18 protein-coding genes are annotated in these 22,964 nt (G+C 43.2%); 6 read left to right on the top strand and 12 right to left on the bottom strand.

Annotated elements, in window-relative coordinates:
- Positions 1–252 precede the first annotated feature (252 nt).
- Positions 253–1,455: an MFS transporter gene (locus ACSBL2_RS20305; protein WP_442588385.1), complete on the top strand. Its 1,203-nt coding sequence runs from the start codon at positions 253–255 to the stop codon at positions 1,453–1,455.
- Positions 1,456–1,497: 42 nt separating this feature from the next.
- Here the strand turns inward: ACSBL2_RS20305 and ACSBL2_RS20310 are convergent, their stop codons facing one another.
- The 4 genes from ACSBL2_RS20310 to ACSBL2_RS20325 form a co-directional block, all read right to left on the bottom strand.
- On the bottom strand, positions 1,498–2,487 hold the full coding sequence (locus ACSBL2_RS20310) for an alpha/beta hydrolase fold domain-containing protein (protein WP_442588386.1): 990 nt from the start codon (positions 2,485–2,487) through the stop codon (positions 1,498–1,500).
- A 123-nt stretch (positions 2,488–2,610) separates the two neighbouring features.
- Entirely contained in the window at positions 2,611–4,122 is a 1,512-nt protein-coding gene (locus tag ACSBL2_RS20315) for a RagB/SusD family nutrient uptake outer membrane protein (protein WP_442588387.1), read from the bottom strand.
- 31 nt (positions 4,123–4,153) lie between these two features.
- Complete coding sequence (locus ACSBL2_RS20320) at positions 4,154–7,369, bottom strand: TonB-dependent receptor (RefSeq protein ID WP_442588388.1); 3,216 nt, start codon at positions 7,367–7,369, stop codon at positions 4,154–4,156.
- Positions 7,370–7,653: 284 nt separating this feature from the next.
- Positions 7,654–8,811 (bottom strand): FecR family protein, encoded by a 1,158-nt coding sequence (locus ACSBL2_RS20325; protein WP_442588389.1) that lies wholly within the window; start codon positions 8,809–8,811, stop codon positions 7,654–7,656.
- Between the two features lie 149 nt (positions 8,812–8,960).
- Between ACSBL2_RS20325 and ACSBL2_RS20330 the strand changes: the two genes are divergently transcribed.
- Positions 8,961–9,521, top strand: a complete 561-nt coding sequence (locus tag ACSBL2_RS20330) for an RNA polymerase sigma-70 factor (RefSeq protein ID WP_442588390.1) — start codon at positions 8,961–8,963, stop codon at positions 9,519–9,521.
- Between the two features lie 73 nt (positions 9,522–9,594).
- Positions 9,595–9,822, top strand: coding sequence for a hypothetical protein (locus tag ACSBL2_RS20335; protein WP_442588391.1), 228 nt, complete (start codon positions 9,595–9,597; stop codon positions 9,820–9,822).
- A gap of 68 nt (positions 9,823–9,890) precedes the next feature.
- Here the strand turns inward: ACSBL2_RS20335 and ACSBL2_RS20340 are convergent, their stop codons facing one another.
- Positions 9,891–10,877 carry an MBL fold metallo-hydrolase gene (locus ACSBL2_RS20340; protein WP_442588392.1) on the bottom strand — a complete coding sequence of 329 codons (987 nt, stop codon included), beginning with the start codon at positions 10,875–10,877 and terminating at the stop codon, positions 9,891–9,893.
- Between the two features lie 116 nt (positions 10,878–10,993).
- On the opposite strand from ACSBL2_RS20340, the gene ACSBL2_RS20345 reads away from it, so the two are divergent.
- Positions 10,994–11,347 (top strand): winged helix-turn-helix transcriptional regulator, encoded by a 354-nt coding sequence (locus ACSBL2_RS20345; protein WP_442588393.1) that lies wholly within the window; start codon positions 10,994–10,996, stop codon positions 11,345–11,347.
- A gap of 3 nt (positions 11,348–11,350) precedes the next feature.
- Here the strand turns inward: ACSBL2_RS20345 and ACSBL2_RS20350 are convergent, their stop codons facing one another.
- A complete protein-coding gene (locus ACSBL2_RS20350; RefSeq protein ID WP_442588394.1) occupies positions 11,351–12,691 on the bottom strand; it encodes a sensor histidine kinase in 1,341 nt (446 codons plus the stop codon).
- Between the two features lie 526 nt (positions 12,692–13,217).
- Between ACSBL2_RS20350 and ACSBL2_RS20355 the strand changes: the two genes are divergently transcribed.
- Complete coding sequence (locus ACSBL2_RS20355) at positions 13,218–14,039, top strand: alpha/beta fold hydrolase (RefSeq protein ID WP_442588395.1); 822 nt, start codon at positions 13,218–13,220, stop codon at positions 14,037–14,039.
- 42 nt (positions 14,040–14,081) lie between these two features.
- On the opposite strand, the gene ACSBL2_RS20360 is transcribed toward ACSBL2_RS20355, so the two are convergent.
- From ACSBL2_RS20360 to ACSBL2_RS20375, 4 genes are all read right to left on the bottom strand, one after another.
- A complete protein-coding gene (locus ACSBL2_RS20360) occupies positions 14,082–15,293 on the bottom strand; it encodes an AGE family epimerase/isomerase (protein WP_442588396.1) in 1,212 nt (403 codons plus the stop codon).
- Between the two features lie 8 nt (positions 15,294–15,301).
- The gene (locus ACSBL2_RS20365) at positions 15,302–16,480 is read right to left on the bottom strand and encodes a glycoside hydrolase family 130 protein (protein ID WP_442588397.1); all 1,179 of its coding nucleotides are present in this window, start codon (positions 16,478–16,480) and stop codon (positions 15,302–15,304) included.
- Between the two features lie 72 nt (positions 16,481–16,552).
- Positions 16,553–18,379, bottom strand: coding sequence for a sodium:solute symporter family protein (locus ACSBL2_RS20370; protein ID WP_442588398.1), 1,827 nt, complete (start codon positions 18,377–18,379; stop codon positions 16,553–16,555).
- Between the two features lie 125 nt (positions 18,380–18,504).
- Positions 18,505–19,629: a glycoside hydrolase family 26 protein gene (locus tag ACSBL2_RS20375; RefSeq protein ID WP_442588399.1), complete on the bottom strand. Its 1,125-nt coding sequence runs from the start codon at positions 19,627–19,629 to the stop codon at positions 18,505–18,507.
- Positions 19,630–19,845: 216 nt separating this feature from the next.
- Here ACSBL2_RS20375 and ACSBL2_RS20380 point away from each other — a divergent pair, with 216 nt between their 5' ends.
- Positions 19,846–20,721 carry a helix-turn-helix domain-containing protein gene (locus ACSBL2_RS20380; protein WP_442588400.1) on the top strand — a complete coding sequence of 292 codons (876 nt, stop codon included), beginning with the start codon at positions 19,846–19,848 and terminating at the stop codon, positions 20,719–20,721.
- Between the two features lie 20 nt (positions 20,722–20,741).
- On the opposite strand, the gene ACSBL2_RS20385 is transcribed toward ACSBL2_RS20380, so the two are convergent.
- Together ACSBL2_RS20385 and ACSBL2_RS20390 are read right to left on the bottom strand one after the other, a co-directional pair.
- Positions 20,742–21,986, bottom strand: a complete 1,245-nt coding sequence (locus ACSBL2_RS20385; RefSeq protein ID WP_442588401.1) for a glycoside hydrolase family 27 protein — start codon at positions 21,984–21,986, stop codon at positions 20,742–20,744.
- A 2-nt stretch (positions 21,987–21,988) separates the two neighbouring features.
- Positions 21,989–22,963, bottom strand: coding sequence for a glycoside hydrolase family 5 protein (locus ACSBL2_RS20390; protein WP_442588402.1), 975 nt, complete (start codon positions 22,961–22,963; stop codon positions 21,989–21,991).
- Between the last annotated feature and the right edge of the window lies 1 nt (position 22,964).

Raw genomic sequence — 22,964 nt, forward strand, 5'->3', positions numbered from 1 at the left:
TATTAAAAAATAAGCAAAACAAGGATCGATTTATGATCAGTTTGCAAATCATTCTCCGGCAATGGATAGTTGTTTTGAGGTGATAAAGTTTACAATTTTAGCACTGTGGAGCAATCTGCTTATTGATTAAACCAGCCCCTGGAACTTATAGTTGATGTGAATTGAATGTAATTGTTCTTTTTCCTGCCATTCAAATGACAATGCTTTTTTGATAGTCCTTAACTTTGTAAACTATACAGCGTTTTAACAATTATGCAATCAGAAACAACTGATGGCCCCTTTTTATCAAAGGCAGCATCAACAATAATTAGCTTTGTCGCATTTACATTCATTGGTTATTTTACTATCGGTTTATCTCTGGCAGTATTGCCAATTTTCATCCACCAGGAACTGGGCTACAGTACATTTGTAGCCGGAATTGTCATCAGTATGCAGTACGTGACTACATTTTTACTCAGGGGTTATGCCGGAAATATTGTCGATAAAAAAGGCCCGAAACCTGCCGTCCTTATGGGGATGATAGGTTTTACCCTTAGCGGGATTCTTCTGTTTGCCGCTTATCTGATGAAGGATATCCCCGCATTGAGTCTTGGAATACTGATGGTCACGCGTTTAATGACAGGATTTGCGGAGGGACTGATTGGTGCAAGTCCGATCAACTGGGCCATCTTCGCTGTGGGCGATCAGCATACCGGCAAAGCTATTTCCTTTAATGGTATTGCCAGTTATGGTGCACTGGCCGCAGGTGCCCCGCTGGGTGTAGTCCTCAATAATAACTTTGGAATCGGGAGTATCGGAATACTCATCGTAATGGTAGGAATAGGCGGATGGTTATACGCCAGAAGTAAACAGGCCCTGAGGGGTAATCATGATGCACCCCGGCAACCTTTCCTGCAGGTACTTAAAACAGTTGCCCCCTACGGGATCTGCCTGGCACTTGGCGGATTGGGATTTGGTACAATTTCGACTTTCATCACCTTATATTATGCCTTTTTTAACTGGACCGGTGCGGTATTGTGCCTGTCTGTCTTCAGTATATTATTTATTATCGGACGGATCATTTTCGCCCGCTTTATGAATCTATACGGTGGCATGAAGACTGCCGTGGCCTGCCTTGCCCTGGAATCCTTGGGATTAATGATTTTATGGATGGCCAATGGACCACAAGTGGCTATTCTTGGTGCAGGAATTGCCGGACTTGGCTTTTCACTCCTCTTCCCTGCCCTGGGGGTGGAAGCCGTAAAACTGGTTCCGCCATCAAATAAAGGTGCAGCACTTGGTGGGTACGGACTATTTATTGATATTTCCTTAGGCATCACCGGACCATTGGTCGGTGCAGTTGCCAGCCATTTTGGAATGATGTACATTTTTGCCTTTAGTACCTGTGTGGTCTTCACCGGCTTTATACTTGCCATTCTGATTTATCACCAGCGCAAAAAAGAAGCCCTTGCCTAAAAAAGGGCCATATTCAGGAGCTGATCATGGCCCTACCGGATTTTATTTAAATACCTTGTCTAAAAATGCAGTAATATAGTTAACAGTTGGTGTAAACCAGGGATTCAACAGGCAGAATGTATGTGGCGACGCCTCAAAAGTATGCACCTCCGAATATATATTGTTTTTATCCAATACCTTTCTGAAGTCATCACGGCCGGCATGCATCCTGTCTACACTGCTGTTGATGAATAGAAAAGGAGCTTTATTGTTTTCCACATGTTTTAAAGGAGAAGCATCGGCCCATAATTCAGGGTTATCCTTCCTGCCTACGCCAAACCAGTAGGTTCCCGCCGAAATGGAACGGCTGTCGTCACCTTCACTGGATTCCGGATGAACAAATGACAAGGTTCCGTCCACATCAATAACAGCCTGCACATCGCTGGAAAATCCTTTTGAACAGCTTTTGTCTTCATATTTCGGATTTCCCGACGTGACCCCTACAAAAGAGGCCATCTCCCCACCCGCCGAAAAACCAAGAACAGCCAGCTGACCAGGGTTGGTATGGTACTTCTTTGCATTGGAACGGATCCACCGCAGCGCCGCTTTCACATCATAGATGGCCGCCGGATAAAGTGCTTCAGTAGACAGGCGATATTCCACAGTATAGGCCACATAACCCGCTTTAGCCAAACTTTGTGCCAATGGAATATGCTGCCCGCGGTTACCGGAGCGCCAGCCTCCCCCATGAATAATGAGTACTGCCGGATGGGGCTTGCCCGATTTCGCGGCCGGCTCAAATGCATCAATATGCAATTTTCGTCCGCCTATCGTACAGTAGACCAGGTCTCTCGATTCCTTCACTTCCGCGGAAGGCATTTCTCCAACCAGGCTGATGTCTTTGTGACTTTTTAAAGCGTGCAGATAAGCGGAATGATTACTGAAAGAAGTATCCCTGATTCCTGTCAAGCCACTTTTAATTTGTGCGTGCAGGGAAGTAACACTGAGAATGAAAATAAAAATGCTGAATTTTTTTATTGCTTTAATCATCATTTTTTATAATTAAATAATAGGTGACATATATAGAAGGTAATCAATTATTAACGGATGTAAAAGTATACACAATCACTGTCTTTAATGGAAACATCCTTCCATTAAAGACAGTGTATACGGTTCCTAATAATTAGGGTTTTGTTTGAGATTGGGATTTGCTGCAATCTGCTCGGTAGGAATTGGAAAAATACCTCTCCATTGCGGAGTCTGCGTAGTTTTGAAAGTCCAGGTACCGGTAAAGAAAGTTCCGAAACGGATCATATCACGACGACGCTGCCCCTCCCAGATAAACTCACGGGCACGCTCTTCTTCAATGTTCTTAAGCGTCAGCGAAGTTAAAATCGTTGCTTTGCTCCTGTCCCTTACCTGATTCACCAGCGTTAAAGCTGTTCCTGCATCTCCAGTTCTGAACAAGGCCTCTGCCTTCATCAGTAACACATCCGCATACCGCAGGAGCACCAGGTCATTGTCAGCGCTGTTACCCGCCCAGGTTACATTGTCAGGTACATATTTTAATACCCTATACCCTTCATTGTCCTGTGCAGCAATATAATCTTTCACATCCACCAGTACCAGCTGAACTCCTTTGCTGTCCAGTAACGGCGCTCCGTTTGCATACGTTTGTGGCCCGTATTCAATTAATTTCTTGCGGTTATCCACGTCCTCATACCGGTTTAAAGCTTCTTTGAATGTACTGTATCCGTTTGCAGGAGCAAAAGGCAGGTTATATTTCAGCTGGGCAAGCCCCGATTGCGCATACAGTATAAACTGGTTGGAACCGGCAGTTTTTGTAGGGTCAATAGAAAAGGAGAAGATATTTTCCCTGGAATTCTCTTCCACTGTTGCCTTAAAATTATCTACTACATTAGCTTCAAGTGCATACTCACCTGTATTGATGACATTGTTGCACATCGCAAGTGCATCTGCCCATCTCGCGGTACCTGAATAGACTTCCGCATTGATGTATAACGTAGCCAGTGAGGTATAAACGGCTTCTTTGGTAAGTCTTGGATAATAAGCCGTTCTGTTGACCGTCTTGATTGAAGGTAAGTCATTCGCAGCTTTTAACATCTCCTCTTCAATAAATTGAAAGACCTCTGCCCTGGTATTTGTAGTGGGCAGGTTCTGTGCATCTACACGGGCTTCCGTGAAAATCGGTACATTCCCCCAATAATCCATGGCATAGAAATAACCGAATGCCCTCAAGGCTTTTGCTTCGGCAAGTACACCAGTAAAATTAGCGGCGTTACCTGATACTTCCAGGTTTTGTATCACTGCATTGGCCGTTCCAATGATCTTAAAAATAGCTTTCCAGGCTCTCGCACAGGTCTGATTGTCTGGTTTTACCTGGTGGAGCATAATATCGATATTGTTCTGGTCGAACCATCCGCCACTTGCCCTTCCGGGAACGACAAATTCATCTGTAGCATATTGAGCTACACGCCACGGATCATTAATGTTCGATACTTCTGATAAAGCCTGATATATACCTGCCACAGAAGACAAGGCCTCCTGTTCTGTTTTATAATAGGTGGATGGAGAAAGTCTTCCGAATTGTTCTTCGTCCAGTTTGGTGCAACTGCAAAGGACAACTGTAAAAAGAATTCCTAATTTTATGCCTAATGATATTTTCATTTCTCTGAATATTAAATGTAAAATTTAGCCCTTAAAAAGATATACTTGCACCAATACTGATGCTCCTGGATTTCGGATAACTCAGGTAATCTACCCCAAGCGGTGCAGTACCTGATCCTGAAATTTCAGAATTCACTTCCGGATCTAATCCCGAGTATTTAGTGATAACAAACAGGTTCTGAGCAATCAGAAATACCCTTGCATTCGACAGAAAACTATCTTTCACTTTAAAATTATAGCCCATTGTCAGGTTGTCCAGTCTCAGGAAGGATCCATTTTCTATCCATTTTGAGGAGTAAATTTTAGGCTGTTCCCTGGCCACACCATCGTCAATTGACGAGGCCAGAATATTTTTACCGGGAAGATTACTTTTATAGGCCAGGTTGTTTCCGGTAAGGTTGTACACATCATTTCCAACAGTTCCCCTCAGGCTGAAACCAAGCGTCCAGTCTTTGTACCTGAAGGTATTGCTCAACCCATAAATGAAGTCGGGCTGTGCACTCCCAATCACCTGGTCTGTTGCTTCATACTGTTCAATACCATTCACTAAACCAATATATTTTTTCCCGAAAAATGTTCCAAGGGGATAGCCAGGCTGGATCAACTGTGCATAAGAACCTGCTACCGTACCTTGTAAAGGAGCAATCTGTATGTTATTTCCTTTATAGGCATCATTTGATAAACTAAGCACTTTATTGATATTACGACTGATATTAAAATCGATATCCCAGCCAAAGTCCGCTTTATCCACCACACTTGCACCCAGTTCCAGTTCAATCCCTTTATTTTCTACACTACCCACATTGGCCAGCTGTGTATTGACAACAGAAGGAGAAGGCACGGCTACTGACAGTAAAAGGTCGGTTGTTTTTTTACGGTACACGTCAATTGCGCCATGGATTCTGTCACTGAATAATCCGAAATTAATACCAGCATTAAACTGTGCAGTTTGCTCCCATTTCAGATCAGGATTGGCATATTGCTGCGGAAGAACTACCGTTACCCGCTCCCCGCCGATCAGGTAGCCTACCGTACTGGCTCCGAGTGTCGTGATGGAATTGAGGTTACCGATTTCCTGGTTACCCGTTATCCCATAACTGACACGCAATTTCAGGTCAGAAATACTCTTCACATGGAAGAAATCTTCCTGAGAAATACGCCAGGCCAGGGAACCTGAAGGAAATACCCCCCACTGGTGACCAGAACCAAAACGGCTTGAGCCGTCACGCCTTACTGTACCCGTAAACAGGAACCTGCTGTCATAATTATAGTTAATCCTGCCATACATAGAGATCAGTGTATTGCTTTCTTTGTAACTGCTTACACTTGCAATGGTACGTGCGGCCTGCAGACTATACCACTTAAATTCATCAGATAAAAATCCTGAAGCGGTGGTCCTGTTGCCTTCATTTACAAAATACTGGTAGGAATAACCACCAATGGCATCTATGGCATGTTTGCCATAGGTTTTATTGAACCTGAGCACTGTCTCGATCAGCTTACTGTAATCGAATAATTTCTGTACACTGGCATACCCGCCAAGGCCGGCACCCAAAGGATTGTCCTTACTGATGTAAGAGTTCCTGTCTACCGACTGACGTGTATACCCCAGGTTCACATTGATACTTAAGGGGTCAATGATCTTAAAGGTGGTCGACAAATCACCCAGTAAACGCTGGTTTACTTTCTCATCAATCACATCAGTAGAAAACGATACCGGATTAATACGGAATGGCAATACATGATTATAACTGCCATCAGTGCCATATATAGGATAAGTAGGATTGAAAATATAACTTTCATAATTCATACTTGTTCCTGCCTCACTCCCTACCGTATTGGAAACCGGAGAAGCATTGGTTTTATTCTGGCCATAGTTAATTTTCAGGTCGAACTTCAGCCTGTCGTCAAGTGCAGAATGGTTGATACTCGTCAGCACATTTGCCTGTTCCATATCTGAAGCCAGCATTACACCCTGCATTTTACCATAACCCAGCGAGGTACGGTATACTGTTTTGGCATTTCCACCCGACAGGGACAGGTTATGGTCCTGATTAATCGCAGTACGGTAAATTTCGTCCTGCCAGTTAGTATTTGCTCCCTTATCGTCTATAATGATATTCAGGGAACTTCCCAGTGCACGGTATTGGTCAGCCGTCAGCATCTCCAGTTTATTGGCTACTGTAGAAATCCCTGTAGTTCCATTGTAAGTCACCTGCGGTTTGCCATCTTTACCCTTTTTTGTGGTAATCACGATCACCCCATTGGCTCCCCGGGAACCGTAAATAGCAGTAGCAGAGGCATCTTTCAATACCGTAATGGATTCAATATCATTGGAATTTAAGGTCTGTAGCGGATTAACAGGCTCCTGATCGAATACATCTGTTCCATTGCCACGGATATTTGCCTGATTGACACCGCTCGATGTAGAAATCGGCACGCCATCAATGACATACAAAGGATCATTTGATCCCGTCAGAGAGGTACCACCCCTGATTCTCACCGTATTGGAAGCTCCCGGTTTACCACTGTTTTGTGAAATGTTCACTCCCGCAATCTTACCCTGCAACAATTGCTGGGGCGCAAGTTGTGTTCCTTTATTAAAATCTTCAGCACTTAAAGAGACCACAGAGCCTGTCAAATCCTTTTGTTTCTGTGTTCCATAACCGACAACAACAACTTCTTCCAATCCGGATTCTTCCACACGCATAGACACATTGATCACTGATTTATCACCCACAGGAAGCTCCTGCAGGATATAACCAACATACCTGAAAAGTAAAACGGCCTGATGATCAGGTACACGGATTTTGTATTTGCCATTGATATCGGTAGCTACAGAGGCCGTTCCATTTTTAACCTGTACGATGACACTTGGCAAGGGAACCCCTTTTTCATCGGTGACCGTTCCAGTCACTTCACGATCGACCATTTCAATCACCTTCAGCTCCGGTTTTCTGGTAATGAGCACAATTTTATTCTGGATCCTGAAACTCAGCGGCTGACCGGCAAGGCAAAGTTCGAGCACCTTCGACAGTTCTTCATTTTTAACCTCCACACTGATGGGCTTCATCGCCACGGTAGAGAGATTATTGTACAGAAAATCGACATTGGCTTGCTTCCTGATCTGCGTAATCACTTCTGTCAGTGAAGCATTTTTCACAGACAAACTGATCTTCTGCGCATATCCGGAAGAGGCCTGTACCTGGAAGAATGTGGTGGTTAAGATTACAATTATAAGCTTCATCCTTAGCAAAAATTTGAGCAATAGAGGGGCATTATCCCTGAAAATTAATTCAGAATATTTTTTATACATTTGGAAAAGGGTTTAATCAACGTTTATTGTTAGTTGCAATATTTGGTTCCCTAATTCAGTCCCCGGACTGACAAACAGGGAGCTGTGGGGGCTCCTTGTTTTTTTAAGGTTGTTTTTTTGATAAGATCTTACGCTACCCGTTCAGGCCTGCAGGATCAATACTGAAACCTGCTCAAGGCAATTTATATTTGGTTGTGTAAATTGGCAAAGTAAAATCAGTTCGAGACGGTTACCCTCCTTTCTTCTAGTTCAAAATGAATATCTCCTAACATTTCCATATTTTTCAGTAATTCCTTCAGGTTGGAAGAACGCGAAAAAGTACCTCCGAAACGTTCAGATTTTTTTAGGTGATAAATGACATCTACATCGTACCATCTGCTGACCAGTGTCATGATACTTTTGATATCCTGGTTATCGAAGATGAAATACCCATTTTTCCAGGCCATCACCTGATCAACATTGGCAGTGGACATACGGATTTCATCTGCAGAAAGATCAGCCTGTTTTCCGGGAACCAATAACATTGACTGATTGGAAAGGGTGTTTTTCACGGCTACACTCCCCTGAAGAAGTGTAGTAGAGATACGCTGATCTTCAGGATACCCTTTCACATTGAAATGTGTTCCCAGAACAGTTAAGGTTTGCCTGCCTGTGATTACCCTGAAAGGTGCTTTCCTGTTGTGGGCAACTTCAAAATACGCTTCCCCGGAAAGCTCTACCACACGTTCATTACCCGCAAATACTACCGGGTAACGTAAGGAAGAAGCAGCATTGAGCCATACCTTACTTCCATCTGGCAAAACGAGTTCGTATTTTCCTGCACGGGGGATTTCAATTTTATTAAAGGTTTTGGAGGCCTGGCCGGCATCTATTTTTGAACCATCTGCTTTTACGTAGATCAGCTTCCCTTCTGCAGTTTTACGGATACTGATACCGGCCTGGGTGGTCAAATTACCTTTCTGTGCCTCATCCAGGGGAATCTTCGATCCATCAGCCAGCGTAAGCATCGCAATATTTCTTGCCGGTTTAATGACCGGAACAGGTACCCTATTTTTAACCAGCTGCGGCACCTTCGGCCCGGCAGGCTTATGGATCAGCATCCCAACAGCAACAATGATTAAAATAGCGGCCGCCATCCGTAAAGTATTTTTTAACAATACTCTTCTTTTCTGCTGCTTAACTTTCTGAAGATAGGTGGTATACAAATGATCCGCAAGCTGACTTTCGCTCTCTGCTTCTGCCAGCCATGCCTGCATGTCCCCCTGGTCTTCATTTAACGAATGATACCAGTTGTCCAGTTCCGCAAGATCTCCCTCTGAATACTTGTTTTTATGCAAACGCTCGAATAAGGCTTTGATACGTTTATTATCCATACAGTTATTTGGTTAATTCAATCCCCTTCAGTACATCTCATGAATTTTAGAGGGCCGATTATTTATATGACGTTTAAGTCATGCCCAACCGTTATTCCTATGATATTTTTTTTTATCTTACCCCCAACCAAATATAAAACTGTATCTAAATGCCTGAACTACGTAGTGATTCCGAGTTGTTGTTGCTTTGGCAACAGGGTGACGAATCCGCATTTGAAGCATTATATAAGAAATACGCTGTCAAGCTTTTAGCTGTGGCCATGCAAAAAACTGGCGACCGTATTACAGCAGAAGAAATAGTACAGGATTCTTTTTTGTCCTTTTATAAAAATAAACAATCATTAACGGCTCTCAGCTCTGTATTGGCATTCCTGTATGTCATCCTGAAAAATAAAATTATGGACAAATACAGGCACGACTTTGTCCGTAGAAAGTATGAAGACCATCTTTTTGCCTATTACAATGAAGCAGATCATTCCACCACAGCTTTTATAGAAACCCGTGAACTGGAAAAATTACTCAATGAGGAAATTGAAAAACTGCCGCAGCAATGTCGCACGGTGTTTAATTTAAGCCGTAAACAATATTTCAGCAACAAAGAAATTGCGAATTCGTTGCAGATCTCTGAAAATACGGTGGAACAGCACATGAGGAAAGCTTTACGTATCCTGCGCGGTTCGATATTGAACCATATTAAAATGCTTTTCTGAAAAATGCCTTACCGGTATCTGCCACAAACCGGATCACTCAGGATGGGCATAGCTTTTGTATTTATCTTCAACTATGAAAACAAAAGATCTTTCAGCTAAACTTGTTGATTGTGCTATTCACGTTGCCCTGTACGCTGTTCCGGGAATGATGGAAAGCGATAAGGAGGTAAAAGAAGCCTATAAAGCTTTGGCAACAGACCTGCTATTGCTGAAACCCCGAAAATCACTACAACACCTGATCCCCTTCCGCATGCACCAGATCAGGTCGGAAAGACAAGCTGTCCAACCTGTTCAGGTGTAGCAAAACAGGATAAATGATAGCTGAATAGTATGGAAAAATATACAGTATCAGTTGATTACTTCCTCTTATCAATAAGGAAGTGCAAATGTTTTTTGTACCCACTCAAACCCAGATTTCTTTTTTCTGACATGCCCTAATCCCGGCCAGGGTAAATGATAAGAAAAAACCAGGGCTCTGCTTGCGGTGAGTTCTTCCAGCACCTTTCGGCGGGTGCTTACCGCGAGATTAAAGTCAGTATCCCCCTCAAAACCCCATTCCGGATGCTCAAATACCAGCACTTCCGAATGCACCAGATCAGCGACATGGTAAAGTTTCTCCGCTTCTGAAAATAGTTGTATAACCGTATGGCCAGGTGTATGTCCAGGGGCGAGCATTGTCTTTATACATCCCAATATTTCTTCCCCATCCCCAAAAAAATGCAGGCGTGACGAAGCGGCATCAATATTTTTTCTCGCCACATCCGTCACCATGCGCTTAAGGGCTTCATCTGTCAGTTTACTTTTTGAGAAATCAGGCGATGGGGACATCCAGAAATCATATTCAGTTTTTGAAAGATAGACCTCTGCATCAGGAAAAGCCAACTGCCCCCCGCCATCGGTTAAACCACCGATATGATCAGGATGGGCATGAGTGATCACTACATCGGTGACCTGTGCAGGAAGTATCCCGGCTTTGAGCAGGTTCTTTGTAAGCCATCCGGAATTTGTTCCGAAATGGGAACCGCATCCCGTATCGATTAGGATAACCCGCGCTTCAGATTTTATCACCAGAATATTAATGCCAAGGTCTACTGTAGATACAGATGCAAAATTGTCTTTGAGGACTTTTTCAACTTCCCGGCCGGGAACTCCTGGAGCAAAATTAGGTTGTACTGGGGTCATAAGAATATGTCCGTCACTGATCACAGTGATATCCAGTTTTCCAAGTTTAAATTGATGGAATCCATCGTTTTGATGTCTATCTGCAGCATTGACCTTCGCAAACAAACTTTTGATATCCACCAATCCCAACAATACAATACCTGCCGTCTGTTTCAATACCGTTCTTCTGTTCATGTTTTTTTCTTTCAAAACTAGGGTTATGGTATATTTGTATCAAGTATGTACTTTTAAGTAACCTACATACCTTTTATAATCTAATGCTGATTATCAGCAGATTAAATTTCAAATAAATGAAAACAGAAGAAGTTAAGGCCTATTGCGCAGTAGATTTTGTGTTCCAACGCATAGGCGGAAAGTACCGGGGACGAATATTATGGTATCTGAATGCACACCAGGTCCTGAGATATGGCGAACTGAAGCGCTTGCTGAAAGGCATTACAACAAAGATGCTTACACAAACACTCAGGGAACTCGAGCAGGATGGAATGGTGAACAGAAAAGTCTATCTGGAGGTTCCTCCCAAAGTAGAGTATTCACTTACCCCGGAATCAATGGAACTGATACCGCTCATCAATGGATTGAGGGAATGGGCCGACCGAAGAATAATTGAACTGCCGGGCGATCCTCAGAAGATTGACTGCTAATAATTAGGTGTCAAGGCTATTCTGCCGGTTCAATGGTACAAAAATGAAAAATCTGGATCCCAGTCCCAGGTCGCTTTCAAACCCTATAGTTCCACCCTGCCGCTCAATAAATTCCTTGCACAATACCAGTCCCAGACCAACACCTCTTTCGTTGTTCGTACCAAAGGATGGCTCTGCCTTCACGGAGAAAATATGTTGTTTCAGCTCCTGTGGAATACCGTTACCGGTATCACTAACCGTAATCTTACATTCTCCATGCAGCAGCTGTGCATCCACACTGATAGTTCCTCCATAGGGCGTAAACTTCACCGCATTGCTGATGAGATTACGTACGACCAACTGAAGCATATCAATATCTGCCCTCACCACCAATTCCGGCGGCACCTGGTAGTCAAGGTTAATTCCTTTCTTGGCGGCATGCAACTTTTCCATTTCCAATGTACTCAGCAGTACACTTAGTAGTTTTACTTCCATCAGATGCACTGAAGGGCCTTCCATTTGCGACTTCGACCAATGCAACAGGTTCGACAGTATCTCCATCGCATTATTGGTTGATTTCAGCAATGCCTTTTCCACCAAACGACGTTCCTTATCTTCTATATCCTGCTCATTCAGTAACTCCAGGTAATTCTGCACATTCTGTAGTGGTGTACGCAAATCATGCGAGATGATAGACATCAGCTTATTTTTTTCAATATTACTTTGTTCCAGCTGATCTTTTTGTAAGAGAATCTGCTCTTTACTTCGTTCTACGGCTATCGTCTTTTCTTCAGCGGCCTGCCTTTCTTTATCATAACTTTGCCTGATGAACCTGATGACGATAAAAATAGTCACCACCGGAATGGGAAATGCAGTCACACGGTCGATGAACTGTCCCCTTCCAGCGGTAAAAGGGTATTTTACCAGTAAAGGATATTGATATTCCAAAAGATGCAAGATCAAAAAGCCCAGCAAATACACCATCAGCCATTTAAAATGCTGATGATATGGGGAAATGGCAAAGACAAGCAACAGATAGGCAGGCCAGATCAGATCCGTAGAACCATTGATACCGGAGTTGGTAAAATAATTGACCCCGAAAATCAGGATTCCCATTACACCAAACATGGTACTGTTGTGTGGTATACCCAGGTACCTGGAATAATAATACCTGTTGCAAAAGAATAAACCCATCAGCAAAGCTGACAGAGAACCTACATATAGCCCTGCATAAAGGTTATAGGGTACGTATATGGCAGCAAGAACAATCAGCCCAACACTAATGGAATGAAATACCCTGCTCTCCAATGGAAATGCTGATGGGCTCCCTATTAGCTCAAACCAAAAATCGTATATTCTTTTCATTTATAAGTGTTGTTCTTTTTTGCCAGACTGCGCTCGTGGTAATTAAATAAGTAGCTTACCTACGAATAAATACTGTAGTTGAATTTCGGGATGAATAAATATAAAAAAGGATATTTGGCTTTGCAAAGAGACAAATAAATAACGATAACACCCAATAGATAAAACAATTTATCACATGCTGTGCGATCGGCACCTAAAATTAAATGATGCAGCCATGGATCTCCCCATCTTACACATAAATCTTTCTCCTTTATAGTGGAAGAATGTCTTCTATAAAAAACATCCTTTTCGTAAGCATGCCGTAAATTGACGATATAAAGCGAATCATCAACACAACATCTCAAGATTAAATTTTGATTTTCAGACACTTAAACTACCGGCATACTAATTGTAAGTTTTCAGAAGATAGGGATACATCAACAACAGTTCATCAAAATGAATCAACCTCGGTCTGAAGATCATCAACTGGGTATGATGTGGCCTCCATTTGTGTAACTAATTATTTTTTTATAAAAAGATCAACAGTATGAGTACGATTAAAGTAAAAGACGGAACTGAAATTTATTACAAAGACTGGGGAACGGGACAGCCTATTGTTTTTCATCATGGATGGCCATTATCCAGTGATGACTGGGATGCTCAGATGATGTTTTTCCTGCAACAGGGATACAGGGTGATTGCACATGACCGTCGTGGTCATGGAAGATCCAGCCAGACTTCAGAAGGCCATAACATGGACAATTATGTAGCTGACGTCGCAGAATTAACTGAAGCCCTCGACCTCAAAGACGCCATACATATTGGTCATTCCACAGGTGGTGGTGAGGTCATCCGTTATGTGGCAAAACATGGAAAAGGCAGGGTGGCAAAAGCAGTACTCATCAGTGCGGTGACGCCACTTATGGTACAAAATGACAGCAATCCTGAAGGGGTACCCTTGTCTGTTTTTGATGAGATACGGGAAGGTACAGGCTTTAACAGGCCACAATATTTTCACGATTTTACCACTGCATTTTACGGATATAACCGCGAAGGAGCGAAAGTAGCTGAGGGCATCAAAAATAACTGGTGGCGCCAGGGAATGATGGGATCTGTAAAAGCACATTATGAAGGGATCAAAGCCTTCTCAGAAACAGATTTCACAGAAGATCTTAAGAGTGTGGAAATTCCTGTACTGGTGATGCATGGTGAAGATGATCAGATTGTTCCCTATGCGATCACTGCACCTAAAGCGGCAGGCCTGTTGCCCAATGGTAAACTCATCTCTTACCCGGGTTTCCCGCATGGAATGCCAACTACTGAAGCAGCTACAATCAATAAAGACATTCTGGAATTCATCAGATCTTAACAACAGTCTGACCAGCGATCATTTAAAAAGGAGTCTGGTGTCCTAGCCGGCTCCTCTTTCAATGGAAGAGATCCTTTTGATGACTTCAATACAAGCCCTGCTGTTATGATAAGGACATTTCCAAATACCCACTTTATCCTCAGCCGACATGATTGCGCCGCTTTCTGTTAATCCCCAGAACCATTCTCCATGCTCCTTATTGAGGATATTTTTCTTTATGAAAGCCCAGTTCTCCAGGCTGGTATTTAAAAATGACTCTTTCCCCGATAGCTCCCAGGCATTAAAAAAACCAACCATAGCCTCTGCCTGTACCCACCAGTGTTTTTCTTTGACCACATGGTCTGTAGAAGGACTATACTCATACCGCAAACTTCCATCAGCATCCAGTCCCTCCAATGAACGTGTTGCCATTTTTACTGCCAATGATTTCATCTGTCCCAAAAGACGTTCATCACTAATCACCTCGGCAGCTTCAAGCAGCAGCCACGATGCTTCAATGTCATGACCATAGGAAATCATGTCCGATTTAGCCTTCCAGTTTTCATCAAAAAATAAAATCAGGTTTCCTGTTTCTTCAGCGATGATGTGGGCTGTAAAATCATGGATCAGTCCCTTAATCCTTTCTTTGAGCTGTTCATGCGGCCAGATTTTATAGAGTGTGGTAAAAGCCTCCAGCACATGCAAATGCGTATTCATGGTTTTCTTCTCATTTGCATCTTTATCACTGAGTCGTAAGTCAGCTAGAGTTTCCCATTCCCTGCTAAAAGCTTCAAAATAGCCACTGTTCCTGGAATCAAAACTATGGTCAATCAGACACCCGTATAATTCTATAGCTTTTTCTTTGGCCAGTTCATTATCACTGGCAAGATGGTATTCACTGAACGCATAAATGGTGAAGGCTATAGCGTATACCTGCTTCTTCGAATCCAGTGGATTTCCCTTTACATCCAGCAACCAGTATACCCCACCATATTGCTCATCTAAGAAATATCGGATGATATAATCAAATGCGCGATGGGCAAGATCCAGGTAATCTGCGTTGGGATGGTGGTTAAAGGCTGCTGAAAATGACCATAGGATCCTTGCATTTAACACACTTCCCTTGGCTGCAGAAAAATCGATATGGTTATCATTATCTACACGCCCAACAAAACCACCATTGACAGGATCGACAGTATAGTTCTTCCAATATTGAAGAATATTTTCCAGCTCCGAGCCCAGCTCTTCCCTGTATTTTAATAAATCTGCCCTCAAACCAATTTTTAGCTTATGGAGTTCACACTGTTCTTTTCAATATTATCCAGTATCGTCTGTACAGTTGCTGCAGAACGCATCCCATCTTCCGGGCTGTTCAGCACATAATCCATCAGTTTTTCCAGGGTACTGGTCGCCACATGCATCCGTGTATCTGATGAAGCATAATAGATAAATACGGTTCCGTCTTCATCCAGAATCCAGCCATTGCTGAAAACTACATTCGACACATCCCCTACGCGCTCCTCTCCTTCCGGTGCAAGGAAATAACCTGCAGGTTTATAAATTACTTTGGTCAGGTCGTTCAGGTCAGTCATAAACATATACAATACATACCGAAGGCCGGCAGCCGTATTCCTCACTCCATGCGCCAGAAACAACCAGCCTTTGTCCGTTTTGATCGGCTCCGGCCCCATTCCATTTTTGGCTTCATACACGGTATGGTATTGTTTAGGATCAACAATCAGTTCTTTCCCTATGACCGCATTTTCTATCGAAGCACTCAATCCGAAACCAATTCCACCACCGGTACCACTTTCAATGAAACTATCTTGCGGACGGGTATAAAAGGCATATTTTCCTTCCACAAATTCAGGATGCAATACCACATTTCTTTGCTGCGGGGAAGGCGTTTTTAAATCTGCCAGACGTTCCCAGGTTTTCAGGTCTCTGGTCCGTACAATTCCACATTGTGCTATGGCCATAGATTGATCATGGACAGGTGCTTTAGGATCTTTTCTTTCTGTACAGAATAACCCATACATCCAGCCATCCTCATGCGCCACAATACGCATATCATACACATTCACGTCTGGCTCCTCCGTTTCCGGAAGGGTAACCGGTTCATCCCAGAATTGAAAGTTATCTACTCCATTGTCACTCTCCGCGACAGCAAAAAAAGATTTGCGGTCTTTGCCTTCTACCCTGACTAGTAACACATACTTCCCCTTGTATTTTATGGCGCCGGCATTGAAGGTGGCATTAATTCCAATCCTTTCCAGCAAGAAAGGATTGGTCTTCTGATTAAAGTCGTACTTCCAGTTTAAGGGGGCATGGCCTGCCGTTAATACAGGATTTTCATACCTGTCGAAAATCCCGTTTCCCAGTAATACCTTTTTGTTTTTAAGAACAATCAGGTTGCTATGTGCTTCGCTTAGTTGTTGTTTTCGTTTTTCAAAATCTGTCATAAAATATACTATTGTCTGTTATTAGTTTCTGATCGCCGCTGCGTACTTTTATTCTCTTCTTCCGGTTCAATTTTAATCTTCCAGTTTATCCCACCAGGTCCTCTTCAGAATGAAAACAATCAAGACCAGAATAGCCATGGTGATGAATAAGGGACTATGCATACCCAGGATAAAATACATCGGCAAAATGGTGAGGCACAACTGGGCAATGATACCCAGCACCACATTAAACATATCGAGCCTGAATCTTTTGTTGGACTGAAAACCCGGATCCTCAGCAACAACCAGCTCATGGATTGGTCCCCAGAATCCCCATGGTCTCACTGTTTTGTAGAACGATTTTAGGGTAACTTCTTCAGTTGGGGGTACAGCATATGTTCCTGCAATGCATCCGATCAGCGAAAGCACAAATAGCAGGGGCCACCAGTACAGGGGCAAACCATGCGTCACATAAGGCATCACTAATGCAGCTGCAATTCCTACGGCCATTCCCCAGAAAAACCCGTTGGCATTAAAGCGCCACCAATACCATTTCAGGCAATTTGCAGCCACATATCCCCCATATAATCCACCCACAATCCATTGAAGGATGTCATTGACATTGTTTGCAAAAAGACCCAGGACAACACCTATGGTCACCACAGCAATTCCGACCAGGTAATTCATGTGCATGATCTTTTTCGTATTTGCCGCAGGATTGATATATTTCAGGTAAATATCATTTACAATATAGGCCTGGGCAGCATTTAATGTTCCACTAAAAGTTCCCATAAAGGCACCAAGAAGTCCCGTGAGCACTATCCCCAAAATACCCACAGGTAAAAAATTATTGATGGTAGCAGGCAGGATCCTTTCAAAATCTGTCACCCCATCCGGCCCTTTTAAATAAATCTGGTTGTAGTACAGGAGTGCCAGAACGGTGAGTCCAATGACCATTGAATAACGGATCGGCAATAAAATAATGCTGACAAAACCAGTCATTTTGCTGGCCTCTTTCGGACTGCGCGTGCTCAATACCTTTTGCATATCGTAATTTGGTGCAGGGCCGGCCAGGGAAGCAAACACACCTTTCAGCAACATCATCCCGAAGAAAATCCCAAATAAACTGAATCCGTCATCCGCAATCTTTCGGTTGGCATCCGCAGCAATCCTACTCCAGTCAAGATCGAGGTTCCAGCCGAAAAAAGGATTATCCCAGCCTTTGGGGACATTTAATTGCTGGCCCTGCAGGTGGGTCATCGCAATAATGGCAATCGCCACACAACCAACGGTCATGATCCCATATTTAATCATGTCCCCCAGCACAATACTGTGCATCCCTCCAAGAATGGAATAGAACATGGCAAAAAGTGTAAATACGATCCCATAGAAATGCGGAACATATTGAGCAGATATAGCAAAAGGCACTTTATCTTTAATCACTTCCCAGGGGATAAAAATTTCCATAAACTTCCCCAGGCCAATGAAACCATAGGCCAGGAATCCAAAGCAGCTGATCAGTGCAAAAGCAATAACGACAATATGTGAGCTGACAATTCCCTTTCCAACGGAACCAAAACGGGTCTGTAACCATTCGGCACCTGTATTGGCATTACTTCTGCGCAGCCATTTACTCAGGAACATCATCATGAACACCTGGTTGAATACGGGCCATAACCAGGGTATCCAAATGCTCTTCAGTCCATAAACGAAACATAAAGCCACCATCCACATCGTTCCGCTGATGTCAAACATGTCAGAGGCATCACTCAGGCCCAGTTTATACCAGGGGAGCGACTTCCCACCCATCATATAACTTTCTTTATTCTGCTTTGCTTTCTTCCGATACCAGAAGCCAATGAAAATCATGGTCGACAGGTATAGAATGATAATTGAAACATCAATTAATTGTAATTTCATCTATTGATTGCTTTTAATGGTTAGATGAAGCCTTTGATGATTAAAACAAGAATGATTGCCTTCTGCGTGCTTCATCCTTATTTTAATCCCATCAGGTTCATATTTGGTTATATTACTGTATAGGTTTATTTATAAATAAGCTGTTTCCTGATCCCCTGCTGAAGAAGAATAGTGTCATTCTTCAGCCAGTCCAGGAAATCAGGGGCAGAAGCATGACCCGGATACGGCGCATAGTAATGATTGTCCTTTTCTGTTTCACGGTAACCCGCATTGCGCCATAACAAAAGATAAGATGGCCTGTCCATTTTGATGGCCTCGGCAAGAACTTTGGTCCACCACTTGACATCCGGAATCTCCACAAAACCGGTTTCAGCAATAGCACTTAGCTTTTTGGTACGTATGGCAATTTTATGCTGAATAGCCAGGCTGCCGGCGATTTCCTTTTTAAATTGCTCTCCTTTTTCCGGTCCTGCCCCATACTGATAGGAATCGAAACTCAATATATCTGCATAGTCATCTCCAGGATACCTTTCCAGATACTGTTCTTCAGTTTTAAAATCGCAGGGATTAAACACATAAATCAGTTGATGCAATTGTTTACGGTCCCTTAGGTATTGTATTGTGAACACCCACAGCTCTTTGTATTCCTGCGGCGTACAGGAACCCGCACCCCACCAGAACCAGTGTCCTCCATTTTCATGGAAGGGTCTGAACAATATAGGAATACCTTTGCCATCACTCCCTTTCAGTGACCTGATGAAAACAGCAAATTTATCCAGCCAGCTCTTGTATAAGGTATGCTGGGTTCCCCCCGGAAGAATAGAGCGAACAGACAAAGCCGTCGTGTCCCAGGAATTCTTTCCATTCAGCGGGTTGTCCATATGCCAGCTCAGGGTATTCACTGCCCCCATGTCATAAGCATTCCTGATGTATTGCTTCATCTTTGAAAAGGGGATACCATCAATATTTTCCTTTTTATCCCCTTCCAAACCCGATACGTCCCAGCCAAAAACTGCCGGATATTCCCCCGTCAGGTCTTTGATATCGCTGCGCCCTTCCTTGTACTTCCACCCTACCCCATAAGCCATATCATCCTGGTGTCCGAAAAGGATTTCCTTACCCGAAATCCTGGTTAAATTTTTATACAAATTGACTGTTGCTGTTGTCGCCTTCTGGTCTGTCAGCTGTGCGGAGGCAGTACTGAAAAGCATGGAAAAACCCAGTGATATGGAAAATAACCGTGTAATCATTTGTTATATTTTGGCTAAAGGTTTGTCTCTTTTAAGAATGATCTAATGTAACCCTATTATGGAGGTACTTAGTAATACTATTTTAGCCAATCAACATAGAATATGTATATTTTTAACTTCCATAACCTCCACTCAAACATCAACAGACTAATATATTTTAATTACATTGCATCAATGATTTTTTATCTCAATTAGTCCATTCTGAACATCCAAGCCATGAATAACATTATCAAAGAAATCACCCCGCTTACTCCCAATGATTGTTTCACCATATTTTCAAGGGTAAAAAAAGACTTCGATTTCCCCTTGCATTTCCATGAAGAATTTGAGCTTAACTTAATCTTAAATGCTGAAGGGGCAAGACGGATTGTCGGGGATAGTATTGAAGAGATAACAGATATGGAACTGGTATTGATTGGTCCTAATCTTTCCCATGTATGGAGTACTCATAATTGCAAAAGCGAAAAGATTACAGAGGTGACCATCCAGTGGCATAAGGACCTCTTTGAAGATAAAATGTTAAAAAGAAACCAGCTGAGTTTTATCAGGAAATTGTTCGAGCGTTCCGGTCGCGGGATTTTATTCCCAAGGGAAACAATAACTGAGGTATACCAGAGGATCCTGGCGATTGACCAGTTACAGGGATTTGATTCTGTATTGGAACTGATGAGTATTTTGCATAAACTATCCACTTCTAAAAGTATGCGCATCTTATCGGATGCAACATTCGATAATGACCAGATATTAAACTACAACAGCCGCAGGATAGATAAGGCCTTCGAGTTTATGAATGCCAATTTTGATAAACAGATCAGCTTAAAAGACCTGTCCAAGCTGGTGAGCATGACAGAAGTATCATTCAGCCGCTTTATCAAAAAGCGGACAGGAAATACTTTCCTGGACAGCCTGAATGAAATCCGGCTCGGCCATGCTACCCGCATGCTGATTGAGACCACCCATTCTGTTGCAGAGATTTCCTACAACTGTGGTTTCAACAATATCTCCAATTTTAACCGCTTGTTCAAGAGAAAGAAACACTGTACCCCCAAGGAATTCAGACAAAACTTCTCCGGAACAAGGGTATTTATTTAATTGTGGCCATTACCATATGATTATTTTCCGCTTTTTTCCAGGATCAGGGTCAGTACATCATGTGGAGGGACTTCCGCTTTTAACACATTTTTTGTGCTGCCCAGCGATTTCCCTGTCCATGCATTTTTGATCCTGTACCATTGCTGAGCAGTATTCAGTTCCCTGTTAAAAATTTCATCCCTGACCTTCTCTCTTTGCCAGTTAAAGTTCAACGGCTTAGCTTCCGCTGAACGGTTCAAGAATGAAACAGCCCATTTTCCATCGCTCAAAGGTTTAAACCAGGTTTCAAAACCATCTTCTTTTGCATAGCAGAAGCCCTGGATTCCCAGTGAATCCTGATTAATGGCAATGATAGCCTGATGGGTTAAAATATCTTTTATTTCCTTATCCATAGTCCGCAAGTCATTTCCTGCAATCAAGGGGGCTGCCAGCATGGCCCACATGGCAAAATGGGCCCTGTCTTCTCCAGGCGTTAACTTTCCATTACCGATCTCCAGCATATCCGGATCATTCCAATGCCCGGGTCCCGCATACTGACGCAGTCCTTCCTGTTTGTCCAGAATCTGCATTACCCCAAAAGATTTCCAGGTTCCATGATCTTCCACACAGTCGAAACAATTATAAATGTCACCTGTACTGCGCCATAAATGCCCTACAGCCGGTCCCCAGACCCAGGGTTTGTCAGTTCCCCACTCACAAATACTTAACACCATGGGCCTGCCAGCTTTACGCAATGCAGCCGTAATTGTTTTATATGCCCCCTCTGCTTTCAATCCTTCCGTATTGCACCAATCATATTTCAGGTAGTCTACACCCCAGCCTGCATAAGTCATTGCATCCTGAAATTCATATCCCCTGCTTCCCGGCCTTCCACCACAGGTTTGAGATCCTGCATCGGAATATAAGCCCAGTTTCAATCCTTTACTGTGAATATAGTCCGCCAAGGCTTTCATTCCTGAAGGAAACCTTGTCGGATCAGGATGAATGAAGCCAAGGCTGTCACGGTCGCCATGCCAGCAATCGTCAATATTGATATACCTGTACCCGGCATCTTTCATTCCGGAGCTGACCATTGCATCTGCAATTTCCCGGATCAATTTTTCATCAACATTGCAGGCAAATTTATTCCAGCTGTTCCAACCCATTGGTGGAGTCAATGCCAGACCATCGAACTTGTTATAGTTTTGTTTATAATTATCTCCCTGCCCGAAAGACGTTAAGCTGATCAACAAGGTTATACATAGGATAGAGAATCTGAGTTTCATGGTTATTTGTTTAAAGTCCTGAGTTGGGTCCTGATATATTGACCTGCGGGAGAAAGCATCTCCAATGTCCATTTCCCATTTGTCGGGGCATTGGGTTCCAGCAAGGCTGTCGTTTCTTTTTTATCTGTCAGATTCCAGTTCGCCCAGCTCAGCTGATGTTTTTCCATCCAGGCCATCCATCGGGCCGTTTTTTCCCTGTCGAATTGGCCATCGCCATTTGCTTCACCTACTCCCCATTCCGTAACCATCACCGGAAGTCCCGCAGCAAGAGCCTCATCAGCCCTGCCCATCATGAACTCCTGATGCCCCGGATCAGACGCATAAAAATGAAAGGAGTAAGCAATATTGTCAAACCCCTGAATCGGGTCTTTCGCCACCACATCAATATCCTGGTCCCAATGTGGACTACCTACAATAATGATGTTGCTGGTATCGTACTTTCTGATGGCCCTAATCACAGCCACTGCATAATCTTTAACCGTTTTCCATGTGATCTGTTCAGGTTCATTAAATATTTCATAGATTACATTTGGCTTCCCTGCATAACGTTTCGCCATTTTGGAAAAGAAGGCAATAGCCTGTGCCTGGTGTTTATCGGCATGGTGGTCATGCCAGTCAATCAATACATAGATTCCTTTTTTTATGGCAGCATCTACCGTTTTCAGCACCAGCCGTTCCTGTTCATCGGGAAATTGCAGATAACCTCCATCAGGCTCTACACCCATGGAAACACGCAGCAGATTCATGTTAAAGTCGGTATACAGCCAATGAACTACATCAGGATTATAATACTTTTTTCCTTCCCAGATGCTCCAGGACAAGCTGATCCCGCGCAACTGCGGTGCTACACCATGGCTGTTCAGTATTTTTCCTCCGACAACCTTTAAAGCTCCGTTTCTCTCTACCCAGCTGGCCTGCTGGCCAAAACTGAAATTCCAGACCAGAACCATGATCAAGAATAAACCAAATCTTTTCATC

This window comes from Pedobacter sp. AW31-3R (assembly GCF_052180285.1).
Taxonomy (GTDB): Bacteria; Bacteroidota; Bacteroidia; order Sphingobacteriales; family Sphingobacteriaceae; genus Pedobacter.